The sequence below is a fragment of the Ruegeria sp. HKCCSP351 genome, assembly GCF_017872535.1.
Classification (GTDB): domain Bacteria; phylum Pseudomonadota; class Alphaproteobacteria; order Rhodobacterales; family Rhodobacteraceae; genus Ruegeria.
On sequence record NZ_JAEDOV010000008.1, the window covers coordinates 25,215 to 38,931 of the forward strand.

The 13,717-nt window shown below is 57.8% G+C and carries 15 protein-coding genes and 1 tRNA gene; 6 read left to right on the forward strand and 10 right to left on the reverse strand.

All coding sequences use genetic code 11. The features are described 5' to 3' along the window. Positions 1-2: 2 nt before the first annotated feature. Entirely contained in the window at positions 3-1,436 is a 1,434-nt protein-coding gene (locus I9182_RS15840) for an NAD(P)-dependent oxidoreductase (RefSeq protein WP_209598914.1), read from the reverse strand. A 230-nt stretch (positions 1,437-1,666) separates the two neighbouring features. Here I9182_RS15840 and I9182_RS15845 point away from each other — a divergent pair, with 230 nt between their 5' ends. After that, on the forward strand, positions 1,667-2,470 hold the full coding sequence (locus tag I9182_RS15845) for an undecaprenyl-diphosphate phosphatase (protein WP_209598915.1): 804 nt from the start codon (positions 1,667-1,669) through the stop codon (positions 2,468-2,470). On the opposite strand, the gene I9182_RS15850 is transcribed toward I9182_RS15845, so the two are convergent. After that, positions 2,471-3,454 (reverse strand): complex I NDUFA9 subunit family protein, encoded by a 984-nt coding sequence (locus I9182_RS15850; protein ID WP_209598916.1) that lies wholly within the window; start codon positions 3,452-3,454, stop codon positions 2,471-2,473. A 201-nt stretch (positions 3,455-3,655) separates the two neighbouring features. Here I9182_RS15850 and I9182_RS15855 point away from each other — a divergent pair. Next, positions 3,656-3,742, forward strand: a tRNA-Leu gene (locus I9182_RS15855). Between the two features lie 133 nt (positions 3,743-3,875). Here I9182_RS15855 and dxs read toward each other — a convergent pair. From dxs to I9182_RS15885, 6 genes are all read right to left on the reverse strand, one after another. After that, positions 3,876-5,804, reverse strand: coding sequence for a 1-deoxy-D-xylulose-5-phosphate synthase (dxs, locus tag I9182_RS15860; protein WP_209598917.1), 1,929 nt, complete (start codon positions 5,802-5,804; stop codon positions 3,876-3,878). A 16-nt stretch (positions 5,805-5,820) separates the two neighbouring features. Then, entirely contained in the window at positions 5,821-6,687 is an 867-nt protein-coding gene (locus I9182_RS15865) for a polyprenyl synthetase family protein (protein ID WP_209598918.1), read from the reverse strand. Beyond that, complete coding sequence (locus I9182_RS15870; RefSeq protein ID WP_120634800.1) at positions 6,688-6,930, reverse strand: exodeoxyribonuclease VII small subunit; 243 nt, start codon at positions 6,928-6,930, stop codon at positions 6,688-6,690. Continuing rightward, a complete protein-coding gene (locus tag I9182_RS15875) occupies positions 6,927-7,853 on the reverse strand; it encodes a histone deacetylase family protein (protein ID WP_209598919.1) in 927 nt (308 codons plus the stop codon). The genes I9182_RS15870 and I9182_RS15875 overlap by 4 nt, the downstream gene beginning before the upstream one ends. A gap of 68 nt (positions 7,854-7,921) precedes the next feature. Further along, positions 7,922-8,623 carry a response regulator gene (locus I9182_RS15880; protein WP_209506983.1) on the reverse strand — a complete coding sequence of 234 codons (702 nt, stop codon included), beginning with the start codon at positions 8,621-8,623 and terminating at the stop codon, positions 7,922-7,924. Further along, positions 8,620-9,132 (reverse strand): MarR family transcriptional regulator, encoded by a 513-nt coding sequence (locus I9182_RS15885; RefSeq protein ID WP_209598920.1) that lies wholly within the window; start codon positions 9,130-9,132, stop codon positions 8,620-8,622. The genes I9182_RS15880 and I9182_RS15885 overlap by 4 nt, the downstream gene beginning before the upstream one ends. Before the next feature lie 159 nt (positions 9,133-9,291). Between I9182_RS15885 and I9182_RS15890 the strand changes: the two genes are divergently transcribed. The 4 genes from I9182_RS15890 (at position 9,292) to I9182_RS15905 (ending at position 12,075) form a co-directional block, all read left to right on the forward strand. Beyond that, a complete protein-coding gene (locus tag I9182_RS15890; RefSeq protein ID WP_209598921.1) occupies positions 9,292-10,158 on the forward strand; it encodes a branched-chain amino acid aminotransferase in 867 nt (288 codons plus the stop codon). Between the two features lie 110 nt (positions 10,159-10,268). Beyond that, a complete protein-coding gene (locus I9182_RS15895; RefSeq protein WP_209598922.1) occupies positions 10,269-11,219 on the forward strand; it encodes an AraC family transcriptional regulator in 951 nt (316 codons plus the stop codon). Positions 11,220-11,330: 111 nt separating this feature from the next. Beyond that, positions 11,331-11,696 (forward strand): hypothetical protein, encoded by a 366-nt coding sequence (locus I9182_RS15900; protein WP_209598923.1) that lies wholly within the window; start codon positions 11,331-11,333, stop codon positions 11,694-11,696. A gap of 172 nt (positions 11,697-11,868) precedes the next feature. Continuing rightward, a complete protein-coding gene (locus I9182_RS15905; protein WP_209598924.1) occupies positions 11,869-12,075 on the forward strand; it encodes a hypothetical protein in 207 nt (68 codons plus the stop codon). 34 nt (positions 12,076-12,109) lie between these two features. Here the strand turns inward: I9182_RS15905 and cobO are convergent, their stop codons facing one another. Both cobO and I9182_RS15915 read right to left on the reverse strand, forming a co-directional pair. After that, on the reverse strand, positions 12,110-12,709 hold the full coding sequence (cobO, locus tag I9182_RS15910; RefSeq protein WP_209598925.1) for a cob(I)yrinic acid a,c-diamide adenosyltransferase: 600 nt from the start codon (positions 12,707-12,709) through the stop codon (positions 12,110-12,112). Between the two features lie 56 nt (positions 12,710-12,765). Continuing rightward, positions 12,766-13,701 carry a DMT family transporter gene (locus tag I9182_RS15915; protein ID WP_209598926.1) on the reverse strand — a complete coding sequence of 312 codons (936 nt, stop codon included), beginning with the start codon at positions 13,699-13,701 and terminating at the stop codon, positions 12,766-12,768. Positions 13,702-13,717: the final 16 nt, after the last annotated feature.

Genomic DNA, 13,717 nt, shown 5'->3' on the forward strand with positions numbered 1-13,717 from the left:
GGTTATTCCGCCGCGAAGGCTGCCCTGGCGTTGAACCGGTCGATGATCGCGTCGGCGCAGTCGCGCCCGTCACGGATCGCCCATACGACCAGTGAGGCACCGCGCACAATGTCCCCGATCGCGTACACACCTTCCATTTCGGTTTCCCCGGTCTGGAATGCTGCCCTGACCGTTCCCCATCGGGTGACGGGCAGGTTGGGCTGCCCGAAAAGGGTGGGCAGGTCTTCGGGTTCAAAACCCAGCGCCTTGATCACCAGATCGGCGTCCTCGACATAGTCCGCGCCTTCGATCACTTCGGGGGCCTGGCGACCAGATGCATCGGGTTGCCCCAGACGCATCTTCTGCACGATCACGCCGGAAACCTTGTCGTCACCTGTGAATCCCTTGGGCGCACTGAGCCATTCGAATACCACGCCTTCTTCCTCGGCGTTCTGTGTTTCGCGCTGCGAACCCGGCATGTTTGCCCGGTCACGACGGTACAGGCATTTGACTGACGTCGCGCCCTGACGGATCGACGTGCGTACACAATCCATCGCGGTGTCACCACCACCGATCACGACAACCTTTTTGCCCTCGGCATTCAGCCGTCCGTTGTCGAAATCCTCAACAGCGTCACCAAAGCTTTTACGGTTTGATGCGGTCAGGAAATCGATTGCCTTCTCGATCCCGGCAAGACCACTGCCCGGCATGGACAGATCCCGCGACTTGTAAACGCCCGTTGCGATGATGATGGCGTCATGCCTGGCGTGAATTTCCGCGAATTTGGCGGCGTCCACGTCGCAGTTCAATACAAACTCGACTCCGCCGTCCGCCAACAGGTCATTGCGCCGCTGGACGACCTCTTTTTCCAGTTTGAAGCCCGGGATGCCATACATCAGCAGCCCACCCGCACGGTCGTAGCGGTCATAGACCGTGACCTGAATACCGGCCCGACGCAGCATGTCTGCCGCAGCAAGACCACCCGGCCCGCCACCGATGATGCCGACGCTTTCACGGCGCTCTGCCGAAGGGACCACTGGCTTGACCCAGCCTTTGTCCCACGCCGTATCGGTAATGTACTTTTCTATCGTGCCGATGGTGACCGTTCCGTGGCCGGATTGTTCGATCACGCAATTTCCTTCGCACAAACGGTCCTGCGGGCAGATGCGGCCGCAAATCTCTGGGAAGGTGTTTGTCGCCTGGCTGGTTTCGTAAGCCTCTTCCAGCCGTCCGGTTGCAGTCAGCCGCAACCAGTCGGGAATGTTGTTATGCAGCGGGCAGTGCGATTGGCAGTATGGCACACCGCATTGACTGCACCGGCTGGCCTGCTCTGCTGCTTTCTCGGCGGCGAATTCGGCATAGATCTCGTTAAAGTCTTCTCTGCGGTCATTGGCGGCACGCTTTTCCGGCATGACACGGTCGATCTGCACAAATTTCAGCATCGGTTGCTTGGCCACGGGTCAGCCTCCATGAATTGGCTTGGTTCGATTTCTTTATGCGATGCACAAACGGATGAAAAGTCATATATACTGACCTTTTTGGAAAATTTTTCGCGCCCCCGCCCAAAACTGGCGAATCCAGAAGGAATTTTAGGTACGAATCGGACCTATATGAAGACTTTCCTTTTCCACTGCACCCTTATAGCCATACACCACATAAAAAAACGAGGCGGCAGCACGGCAGGCAGATGAGTCTTTTCCACCTGATTCTCGTGGCAATCATTCAGGGAATAACTGAGTTCTTGCCCATTTCGTCTTCGGGTCACCTGATCTTGCTGCCGAATCTGTCGGGCCTTCAGGATCAGGGCCAGGCCATAGACATAGCCGTGCACGTCGGAACCCTTGGTGCGGTCGTTCTGTATTTCTGGACGGATGTGAAGCAGGCGCTTGCCGGGGTGCCGCGCGCCCTGACCGGCCGGACAGATACGCCGCAGGCCCGTTTGGCTCTTGGTCTGATCATTGCGACACTTCCAACCGTGATTGCAGGTCTGATCCTGCATCTGACCGGGTTAAGCGAGGCCATGCGTTCGATCACTGTAATCGGGTGGACAATGCTGGGCTTTGGCCTGCTGCTTTATTGGATCGACCAGAAAGGTCCCCAGACGAAAGAGGCGAACGACTGGGGTATTCGCGATGCTTTCGTCATGGGACTGTGGCAGGTTCTTGCGCTGATCCCCGGAACATCGCGGTCCGGGATCACCATTACAGGGGCCCGTCAACTGGGTTATACCCGAGCAGACGGCGCTCGGATTGCCATGCTGATGTCAATCCCAACAATTCTGGCCTCTGGCACATTGCTGGCACTGGATGTGATACGCGACGCTGATGCGCAACTGGCCCGGGATGGGGCCATTGCCGCGACATTTGCTTTTGTCTCGGCACTTCTGGCGCTTAGCCTTATGATGCGACTGCTGCGCAGTGTCAGCTTTACGCCCTATGTAATTTACCGCGTCATACTGGGCGCGGCCTTGCTGTACATGGCCTACAGCTGATCAGATACGCAGGTTTTTCGCCGAGTTCTGAATGTCGTCATACTGCCCCGACGGGCGGAATTTCCAAAGATATTCCGGCAGCACTGATTCCAGAGTGGTCGGCGCAATGCCAAGATTCACAAAGGACTTGGCCCTTTCAGATACCACATTGTCATGGCGCAGATTCCTGACCTGATCGCGGGTCAGAATGTTGTTCGGGAACAGTTGGAAGCTGACGAATTTCGCAATATCCAGCACGCCCGCCATAATCCGGGCAGCAAAGAACGGCAGACCGACAATGATGCGCCGACGGTGGATCACTTCAAGCATCTGCTGCATCAGGGCGCGGAAGGTTTTCACCTCCGGCCCGCCAAGCTCGTACACGCCCGGCTCAGCCTGCCCCAGAATGCCTTTGACCGCTGCCTGGGCCACGTCATCCACGTAAACGGGCTGGAATTTGGTCTCGGCACCAACCACCGGCAGAAACGGACCCATGCGGGTCATCCCGGCGAAACGGTTGAAGAACTGATCCTCGGTTCCGAAGATAACCGAGGGGCGCAGGATCATGGCATTGGGCATATGCTTCAAAACACCTGCTTCGCCTTGCGCTTTGCTTTGAGAGTACTCGCTGGCTGAACCTACATCTGCACCAATCGCCGAGATGTGAACCATCCGTTCGATACCCTGCTCGGCTGCAAGCCGCGCGATACGTTCGGCTCCTTCGGCCTGAACGGCATCAAACGCGTTCTTGCCCAGTTCGTTCAGCACGCCCACACAGTTCACCACGACATCGGCGCTCTGCATCGCCAGCGCGACCGAGGCGTCATCGCGGATATTGCACAGCACAGGCTCAACCTGTCCGACGGCGCCGTAGGGTTTCACGAACATGGCTTCGTTCGGGCGTCGTACAGCCACCCGCACACGCCACCCCTCACTTGCCATGCGCCGCGCGATGTAGCGGCCGACAAATCCCGATCCGCCATAAATCGTCACCAGTTTCGACATGAGAGGGCTCCTGCTGAGAAATTGCGCCCTAGAACTAACGCCCGCAGGCCAGCCAAACAAGGCACTAATTCGCCGCGCCGGTCATGAAATATTCAGGCCAAAATCTCAGTTCGAAAACCGAATTCAAAAAACTTTCAAAATTCATTCAGAATCCGGTTGACGCCCCCCGCCAGTCAGCTTAAACGCCGCTCCACGACACCTGCCCAGGTGGCGGAATTGGTAGACGCGCTAGCTTCAGGTGCTAGTGTCCGTATGGACGTGGAGGTTCGAGTCCTCTCCTGGGCACCAAAACTCCCAAACAAAATTGTCCGTTTAAAAGGTACTTAGTACTCGTATCGGAAACGAACTCCATTCAGCCGTCTTTCCAGCGCTCTACCCATGAAGATCGGTGCAACAAAATACGGATAACGCAGCGCCGGAATTACGCGCGCTTTTCACCGATCGAGGCCACGCCCAGAACATCCAAAACCCTGGCTTCGATCTGCTCGGCATTCATACCTGCAACGGCATACATATCTGCAGGGCTGGCCTGATCGATGAAAATATCAGGCAAGACCATCGAGCGGTATTTCAGACCCCGGTCAAAAACACCTTCATCCGCCAGAAGCTGTGCCACATGGCTGCCAAACCCGCCAACAGCGCCTTCTTCGATGGTGATCAACGCCTCATGATCCGCAGCCAGGTCCAGGATCAGGTCGCGATCCAGCGGCTTGGCAAAGCGGGCGTCGGCTATGGTTGGGTTAATGCCTTTGGCGGTCAGAGACTCGGCTGCTTTCTGAACTTCAGCCAGCCGCGTGCCAAAAGACAAAAGTGCGACGCGCGCGCCTTTTCGGATCATGCGGCCTTTGCCGATCTCCAGTACCTCACCGCGTTCGGGCAGGTCCACTCCGACACCTTCGCCGCGCGGATAGCGGAAGGCAATCGGCCCTTCATCATGCGCGACAGCGGTTACCACCATGTGCATCAATTCCGCCTCATCCGCAGCGGCCATGACGACCATGCCCGGCAGATTGGCCAAATAGGCAATATCGAAAGACCCGGCATGGGTGGCACCGTCAGCCCCCACCAAACCTGCGCGATCAATGGCAAACCGAACAGGCAAGCGCTGGATTGCAACGTCATGTACAACCTGATCGTACCCCCGCTGCAGAAAGGTCGAATACATCGCGCAGAATGGCTTCATCCCGCCTGCGGCCAGCGCGGCGGAAAAGGTCACGCCATGCTGCTCGGCAATCGCCACATCGAAACAGCGTGACGGGTACCGTTCGGCAAACAGGCCCAACCCGGTGCCATCTGGCATCGCGGCAGTCACCGCAACGATCTTGTCATCGCGCGCGGCCGCATCCACGAGAGCCTTGCCAAAGACAGACGTGTAAGAAGGCGCGTTTGAAGGGGCCTTTTTCTGCTCGCCCGTAACCACATCGAATTTAGCAGTAGCGTGGCCTTTGTCGCGGGCCTGTTCGGCTGGTGCGTACCCTTTGCCCTTCTTGGTCAAGACGTGGATCAGGATCGGCCCGGTTGCCCGTGCCTTGACGGTGCGCAAAACCGGCAGCAGCTGATCCAGATCATGCCCATCAATAGGCCCGAGATAGGAAAACCCGAGCTCTTCAAACAGCGTTCCGCCCACGGCCATACCCTTGAGCATTTCCTTGGCGCGCTTGGCCCCTTCGCGGAACGGTTCGGGCAACAGTGAAACGGCGCCCTTGGCGGCGGCTTTCAGATCGTGGAATGGCGCCTCGGCGTAGATTCGGGACAGATAGCTGGACAAGGCACCAACCGGGGGGGCGATGCTCATTTCATTGTCATTCAGAATGACGATCAGGCGTTTCTTCAGGTGACCTGCGTTATTCATCGCCTCAAAGGCCATGCCTGCGGACATTGATCCATCACCGATCACAGCAATCGCGTCACCCAGCCCTTCCGGGGTTACACCACCCAGATCACGTGCAACTGCAAAACCCAGTGCGGCACTGATCGACGTGCTGGAATGCGCGGCGCCAAACGGGTCATAGGGGCTTTCGCTGCGCTTGGTGAAACCACTCAGGCCGTCTTTCATGCGCAACGTGCGAATGCGGTCGCGCCGTTCCGTCAGGATTTTATGCGGATAGCACTGATGGCCCACATCCCAAATGATCTTGTCGCGCGGCGTGTCGAAAACAGCGTGCAGCGCGGTTGTTAGTTCCACAACGCCCAGTCCCGCACCCAGATGGCCCCCGGTTACAGAAACCGCCGAAATCGTCTCGGCCCGCAATTCCTGCGCAACCTGATGCAGTTGCGCGTCCGAGAACCGCTTGAGATCGGCGGGGCGGTTCACAAGGTCCAGCAGGGGCGTTTTGGGGCGGTCAGACATTTGGCGCGTTCCTGGCTTAGCTGTCCCGGGCAATAACGAAGCGAGCGGCTTCCTTCAAGGTTTCTGCCGTCGGGCCATACCCGTCCAGTGCGGCACAGGCCTGATCAACAAGTTCACTGGCGCGGGTTCTGGCAGCATCCAAACCCAGAAGAGATACGAAAGTGGCCTTTCCCGCATCCGCATCCTTCTGAAGACGTTTGCCTGCCTTTGTCGCATCGCCTTCAACATCAAGGATGTCGTCTGCAATCTGAAAAGCAAGACCAAGGGCCCGGGCATAATGGCGCAAGGGCTCTGGATCCGCTTTTCCCAGACGCGCGCCAGTGCAGGCGGACCATTCGATCAAAGCGCCCGTTTTGCCGCCCTGAAGCCGTGTTATCGCATTCAGCGTCAGAGGTTCAGAAGCGGTTTCCGCCGCGATATCAAGCGCCTGCCCCAAAACCATACCTTGCGCACCGCTTGCCCTGGCCAGTGTCAGCGCCAAATCCGCGCGAACTTCTGCATCTCCAACCTCGGGCCGGGAGCACAGCTCAAAGGCCAGCGTCTGCAGCGCGTCTCCGGCAAGTACAGCCGTGCCTTCATCCCATTTCACATGAACCGTGGGACGTCCGCGCCGCAGATCGTCGTCATCCATGCAGGGCAGATCGTCGTGAACCAGCGAATAGGCGTGCAGGGCCTCGATCGCAGTCGCGGGCCAGATCGCGCGGGACTCGTTGATTTGGTGCAGGCGCGCACTTTCCAGAACCAGAAACCCGCGCAGCCGTTTACCGCCCCGGGTGGCATAGGCCATTGCCCGCGTCACATCCAGATCGTCCAGCGCACCCAAAATCAGGTCAAAATGATCCTGAAGGCGCGCCGCGTCCTGCGCCAGTCTTTCCTGAAACATTTACTGACCTTCGACAGGTGTTGTCCCGGTCGGTTGGCCATTCGCGTCCAGAGTGATCGCGGCCACTTTTTCCTCGGCCCGCTTCAATTCGTCTTCGCAACGCTTTTTCAAAGCGGCCCCGCGTTCATACAACGCAATCGACTGATCCAGCGCCACGTCGCCACGCTCAAGCTGGCCAACCACGGCCTCAAGCTCTTTCATGGCCTGCTCGAATGTCATCTGCTCAACTGGGGTATCGGTCATCGTGCTGCCTTCATCAGTTCTTCCACATGGGCGCGTGTCGCCTCGGCCAGTGCGTTCAGATCATACCCGCCTTCCAGAGTCGAGACGATACGGCCCTGACACACCTCATCGGCAATCCCGCACAGCTCTGCCGTGATCCAGGCGAAATCGCCGGTCGACCAGTTCAGGTTGGCCAGCGGATCGTCCTGATGCGCATCGAACCCGGCTGATATGATGACCAGTTCCGGCCGGAACGCCCGCAGGCGCGGAAAGGCCTGCGTTTCATAGGCGGAACGCATCTCAGCCCCGCCGGTACCCGGGGCCAGCGGGATGTTCAGAACGTTATCGTAAGCGCCTGTCTCGTCCGGGCGGCCGGATCCGGGCCATAAAGGCATCTGCTGGCTTGTGATCACAAGGGCCCGATCTTCATCCCACAGCAGGTCCTGCGTGCCGTTGCCATGATGAACGTCGAAATCGACCACTGCGACCCGCTTTAGCCCGTGGTAATCCAGTGCGTGTTTCGCAGCAAGCGCAGCGTTGCCAAACAGGCAGAACCCCATGGCTTTCTCGGCCTCGGCATGGTGCCCCGGTGGGCGAATGGCACAAAAGGCGTTCGACGCTTCACCGCCCAAAACCAGATCAACGGCCTGCACCGCCGCACCCGCCGCGCGATAGGCCGCATCAAGTGAACCCGGTGACATGAAGGTGTCCCCGTCAATTTGCGCAAACCCGTCAGAAGGGCGCGACGATCTGATGTCGCGGATATGGTTTTCGGGATGAACACGCAGCAAATCATCGTCTGCCGCCAGCGGAGCGGTCACGCGCTTAAGATCCAGCCCTTCCAGCGCGTGCAGGATATGCTCCAGCCGCGCCACCTGTTCCGGATGACCCTGTGGTGTGACATGTCCAAGGCAATCTGCATGTGTCAAAAGGGCGGTTTTCATCGGGATCCCATCTTCATCTGGCTAAAAATATCCTCGCCGAAGGCAAAGATCGCCGCGCAGCGGCTCATTCAATCGGGCGCCAGCATATAGCCCGCGCCCCGGACTGTCTGCAGATACCGGGGCTGTTTCGGGTCCTGTTCGATCTTCCGGCGCAGGCGGGTTATCTGCACGTCCACGGCACGTTCCTGTGCCTGACCTTTGTCCCGGCCCAGATCTTCGACCAGTTTTGCACGGCTGATCGGCTCGCCGGGTTGGGCCGAGAATATTTTCATCAACTGGCTTTCGGTCGCGGTCAGGCGGACCGGCATTTCGCCCTGCCACATCTCACCACGTTCAATGTCATACCGGATGGGGCCGAGATGCAGGATCTTCGCCGCTGTTTCTTCGGCCGGGGTTTCCGGCATTCGACGCAGGATCGCATTGATCCGCAGCAACAGCTCTTTCGGCTCGAAAGGTTTGGCGAGATAATCATCCGCCCCGGCTTCAAGCCCCGCAATCCGATGCTCGGTCTCGCCCTTGGCGGTCAGCAACAGGATCGGTGTCGTATGGGTGTCACGCAGTGATCTGGTCAGACTGACGCCATCTTCGCCCGGCATCATCACATCCATGACGATCATGTCGAAATCCAATCCCGACAGAACCCGCCGCGCATGAGCCGCATCCCGTGCCGCTGTCACAAGAAACCCGTTTCGCATCAGGAATTTCTTGAGCAGATCGCGAATGCGTTCGTCATCATCAACAATCAGCAGATGGGCATCCATTTCGCTCATGAACTCGTATCCCGCAATTTCGTATAGGCATGACGCATATCAGCATCCATCATTGCTTCAAGCACTTTGCGAAACCCGGCCACGGCCTCGGGACCGGCATCCTTGAAGGCCGCGCGCATTCTTGTTCGTTGCGCATCTGACAACGTGGCCTCCAACGTCTCGCCCTTTTCCGTCAGAAATAGGTGCCGTTCGCGTTTGTCCACGGTTCCGACCCGGCTTTCCACCAGACCATCCTCGATCAATGTCCGAAGAACCCTGTTCAGAGACTGTTTTGTCACCCCGAGGATCGCCAGCAAGTTGTTCACCGTAGTTCCCGGCGCACGGTTTATAAAATGGATCGCACGGTGATGGGCGCGGCCATAGGCCATCTCGGACAGGATACGATCAGGATCCGCGGTAAAGCCGCGATAGGCGAAGAACATGGCCTCGATCCCCTGCCGCAACTGTTCATCCGTCAAAAACAACAGGCTCTCACCCCCATATCGCGGGGCTGGGCGGATTTCGGACATATCATGCCTCATTCGTTACTCGGGTTTGACTTTATGTCAGCGTTATTGACATTCCAAGGGCAGAGCGGTATCGAATCGCAGTTTTTGCGCAACATTGTGTCCACATCGGACCTAAGTAGCGCAACAATCGGAAATTTAACCCGGTTCAGGAGGTTTCGCATGGCGGGGTATGATGATCGTGACGGTGTCATCTGGATGGATAGCAAGCTGGTGCCCTGGCGCGATGCCAATGTGCATATTCTGACCCACGCAATGCACTATGCCTCATCCGTGTTCGAGGGGGAGCGCGCTTACAACGGCAAGATCTTCAAAAGCCGCGAACATTCCGAACGTCTTATCGCCAGCGCCGAGGCGCTGGACATGCCGATGCCTTACACCGTCGATCAGATTGAAGCGGCCAAGGAAGAGACCCTGAAAGCCAGTGGCCTTCAGGATGCCTATGTCCGCGCATTGGTCTGGCGCGGGTCTGGCGAAGACATGGGTGTGGCGTCGGCCCGCAACCCGGTACGGATGGCCATCGCGGTCTGGCCCTGGGGCGCCTACTACGGCGACGCCAAGATGCAAGGCGCAAAACTGGACATCGCCGAATGGAAACGCCCCAGCCCGGAAACCATCCCGGTTCACGCCAAGGCGGCGGGCCTCTACATGATCTGCACCATTTCCAAGCACAAGGCCGAAGCCAAGGGATGCTCGGACGCGCTGTTCATGGACTGGCGCGGTTACGTGGCCGAAGCAACAGGTGCCAACGTGTTCTTCGTCAAGGGTGGAGAGGTTCACACCCCACTGGCGGATTGCTTCCTGAACGGCATCACCCGCCAGACCGTCATACAGATGCTGAAGGATAAAGGCATCACTGTGCATGAGCGGCGCATCAAGCCCGAAGAAATGGCTGATTTCGAACAGTGCTGGCTGACCGGAACCGCGGCCGAGGTCACTCCGGTCGGGCAAATCGGCGATTACACTTTCGAAGTCGGCGACCTGACCCGCGAAATCGCAGAAGATTACGAAAAGCTGGTCCGCTCGTAATAACTAGCAAAACCCCGCTTCGGCGGGGTTTTTTGTTGCAGATCGTGCAAATTGTCGTGCAAAGCGTTCCGTGATCTGGACGATCGGATCAGTTCCCGTATCTTCACCGCATGTTGGACCTTCTCAGCGATATTCTCACCCGTCTGTCCCTGCGTGGCACGTTCTACTTCCGCACTTCGTTCACACCGCCTTTTGGTATTCAGGTGCCGGAGTTCGAAAACGTCGCGCGGTTTCATTTTGTTCAACGGGGTGAGCTCAAGGTCCATGTCTCATCCACCGGGGAAACGTTGCGGCTGCGGCAGGGGGACCTGATCCTGATCCCTCACGGGGCACCACATGCGTTGTTGTGTGCCGAGGTCAGGCCACTGGATGCGCTTCCTCTGGAACAGGTTCTTGAGATTGCCGGCTACAAGGGCGATGGCGTTCTTGTCTATGGCGGTGCAGACGAGGACCGGGACACGCAACTGATCTGCGGCCATTTTTCTTTCACCGGCCCAGCAGGGCGAAAAGGCACCGGGCATATGCTGATCGACCGCCTGCCGCCCTACATCCTGATCGAGAATTATGGTGAAGAAGCCGGATCGTGGATGGAATCAACCCTGCGTATGATCGGTTCCGAAGTGTCCGGGGCCCGTATTGGCGGCGATCTGATCGCGCTGAAGCTGTCCGAAGTTCTGTTTGCGCAGGCGATCCGAACCTATCTGGAACGGCAAAGCCCCCAGGACACCGCCCTTGCAGGCTTTGCGGATACACGCATCTCACGCGCATTGACGGCATTCCACCAAGCGCCCGCGCAAGACTGGAGTGTTGCGACACTCGCACGCGAATCCGGCATGTCGCGCACAGCCTTTTCTCAGTTGTTTGCCCAGAAGATGGGCACGACGCCGATGCAATACCTCACCGACTGGCGCATGCAGATTGCGTGCCATGGCCTTACAGAGGCACGATGGAACGTCGCAGATGCAGCAGCCGAAGTTGGATATGCCTCTGAGGCCGCGTTCTCCCGTGTGTTCAAGAAGCAGGTCGGCTTGTCACCAGCCGCATACAGGTCCATGCACTAATACGCAGAGAATTCTGTACGATCTGCAAGATTTTTGAAACGATCGAGAATTCAGCGTTCGGGTCAGGCTTTCTATCTTTCTTTCATCACTGATTGAAAAGAGGAAAATCCTATGTCCCTGCGTTTCGTTACCCGCTCTGTCCACGCGTATCTGGACTACCCGGTTGCCATTGCCCTGATGACACTGCCATTCCTGCTGGAATTGGGTCAATCCAACCCGCTGGCGCTGTGGTTTTCGGTAGTCACCGGCGTCGCCGCCTTTGTCCTGACGGTTCTGACCGACCATCATTTGGGAATTTGGCGCGTTCTACCCTACAAATTTCACCTGGCCGTGGACCTGATTGTCGGCATCACCTTTCTGTTTGCACCCAGTGTACTGGGGTTTTCAGGATTGGATGCGGCGTTCTACTGGCTGAACGGTGCGGCTGTGGTTCTCGTCATCTCGCTCAGCGCGCCCGAGCAGGAAGTCGCTGCCTGAGCACTGTGCCTCAGCACTGGCAACTTTGTCCAAATACAACCGAAAAAGCTGAGCTGCCTGTTTTGGAAATCGGCGGCTCAGAGCAGAGAAGCGCATCGACCGGTCGGGTGAATTTACTTGAAAAAGCTGACTGAATTCGTCAGATTTATCCCAGCGCGGGGTGAGGTCACAGATGACAGACACGCTTGACGAAATCATGGCCCGGCATGATGCGCTGGTTGCGTGCGGGTGCAATTGTTGCGAAGGCGACTATTGCGCCTATGCCGACCGCCAGAACCGGGACACCGCAACCGCTGAAGAAGCCCGGGCACAAGGCACCGCCCATCAACGCAAGTCGTTGCGATATATCTTTGAAACTGCGCTTAGCGGCAGAGGATAACAGCGCGGCAACACGGGCTGCGCTGTTGCAAGGTTCAGAAATCCACCCCGCGCTGGGCTTTGATTCCCGCCTGAAACGGATGCTTTTCTTCGGTCATTTCGGTGACCAGATCTGCATAATCACGCAACGCCTGCGGCGCGTCGCGGCCCGTCAGGAACACACTCGTCTTGTCCGAACGCACGTTCAGCCCGTCTATCACCTGCTCGACCGAGAGATATTCATAGCGAAGCGCGATGTTGATCTCGTCCAGAACCACCAGATCGTATTCGCCACTTGCCATAAGGGCGCAAGCCTTGTCGAAGGCGGCATTGGCGGCTGCAATGTCGCGTTCGCGGTCTTGTGTATCCCAGGTAAACCCCTCACCCATCGTATGCCAGGTGACCAGATCGCGTTCTTCGAAGAAACGGCGCTCGCCGGTTTTCCACTTGCCCTTGATGAACTGCACTACGGCGACCTTCTGACCCCAACCAAGCGCGCGGATGACCACACCAAAGGCCGCCGATGACTTACCTTTGCCTTTGCCGGTATTGATCAGAACAAGGCCGCGATCGGGATCAACAGCCTCGGACACCTTCTTGCGGTGCTGGGCCTGCACCTTTTGCATCTTTTCCTTGTGATCCTGCGCGTCGCTCATTGGGGAACCTCTTTGATTGTCCGGCCCAACCTAGGGAAAGAATGCAAAAGGTAAAGTCACGCTTTGGGGTCCGTGACAGAACGCGCCTTGCCACGCTCCAGCCCAAGCTGGTGTTCGCGCCAGATCACAACAACATTGCCTGCGATCACCAATGCGGCCCCGATCAGGATCGCAACGGTAGGCAATTCATCAAACACGAAATAACCGATCACAATCGCAAAGAGCATTGTTGCATAGTCATAAGGTGCCAGCATCGATGCCTGTCCAAAGCGATACGAGGACGTGACCAAAATCTGCGCTACTCCGCCAATTAACCCCATGGTGATCAGTATTAGAGCCTGAGACAGAGTTGGCATTGTCCATCCCCAGATGGCCGTCAGGGCTGATAGCAGCGTCGCTGTCAGCGAGAAATAGAACACGATTGCAGCAGGGTGATCGACCTTGACCAGTTGTCGGATGTGGATCTGCACGAAAGCCCGGGCAAAGGTCGCACCCAGTACACACAGCGCCCCGATGGTCGCAGCCGTTTCCATCTGAGTGGTGCCAAGTCGGGGCCAGATCATGATCATCACGCCCAGCAACCCAAGCGCCACGGCACCGATGCGAATCATACGAATGCGCTCGCCCAGCATCACGGCGGCCAAAATCAGGGTGAAGATCGGCGTGGCGTAACCGATTGCGGTGACTTCGGGCAGCGGCAACAGGCTAAGGCCGGTGAATGTCAGCCCCATGGCGCTGGTCCCCAGAACACCGCGCCAGAAATGCCCCATGGGTTTCTTGACGACAAAGCCTTGCGCCAGCTCTCGGCGCGCGGTCAGCCACAGAATGATGACCGGAATAGCAAACAGGGACCGGAAGAACACCAATTGGCCCGGCGGGAATTCGTCAGATAAGGCTTTGACCAGCGCCGACATCGACGTGAAAAGGAACAGCGCGCCAAGCTTCAGCGCCACAGCCAGCAAAGGTCGATGCGATGTTAAGGGTTTTGTCATCGGCGCGACCCTGCGC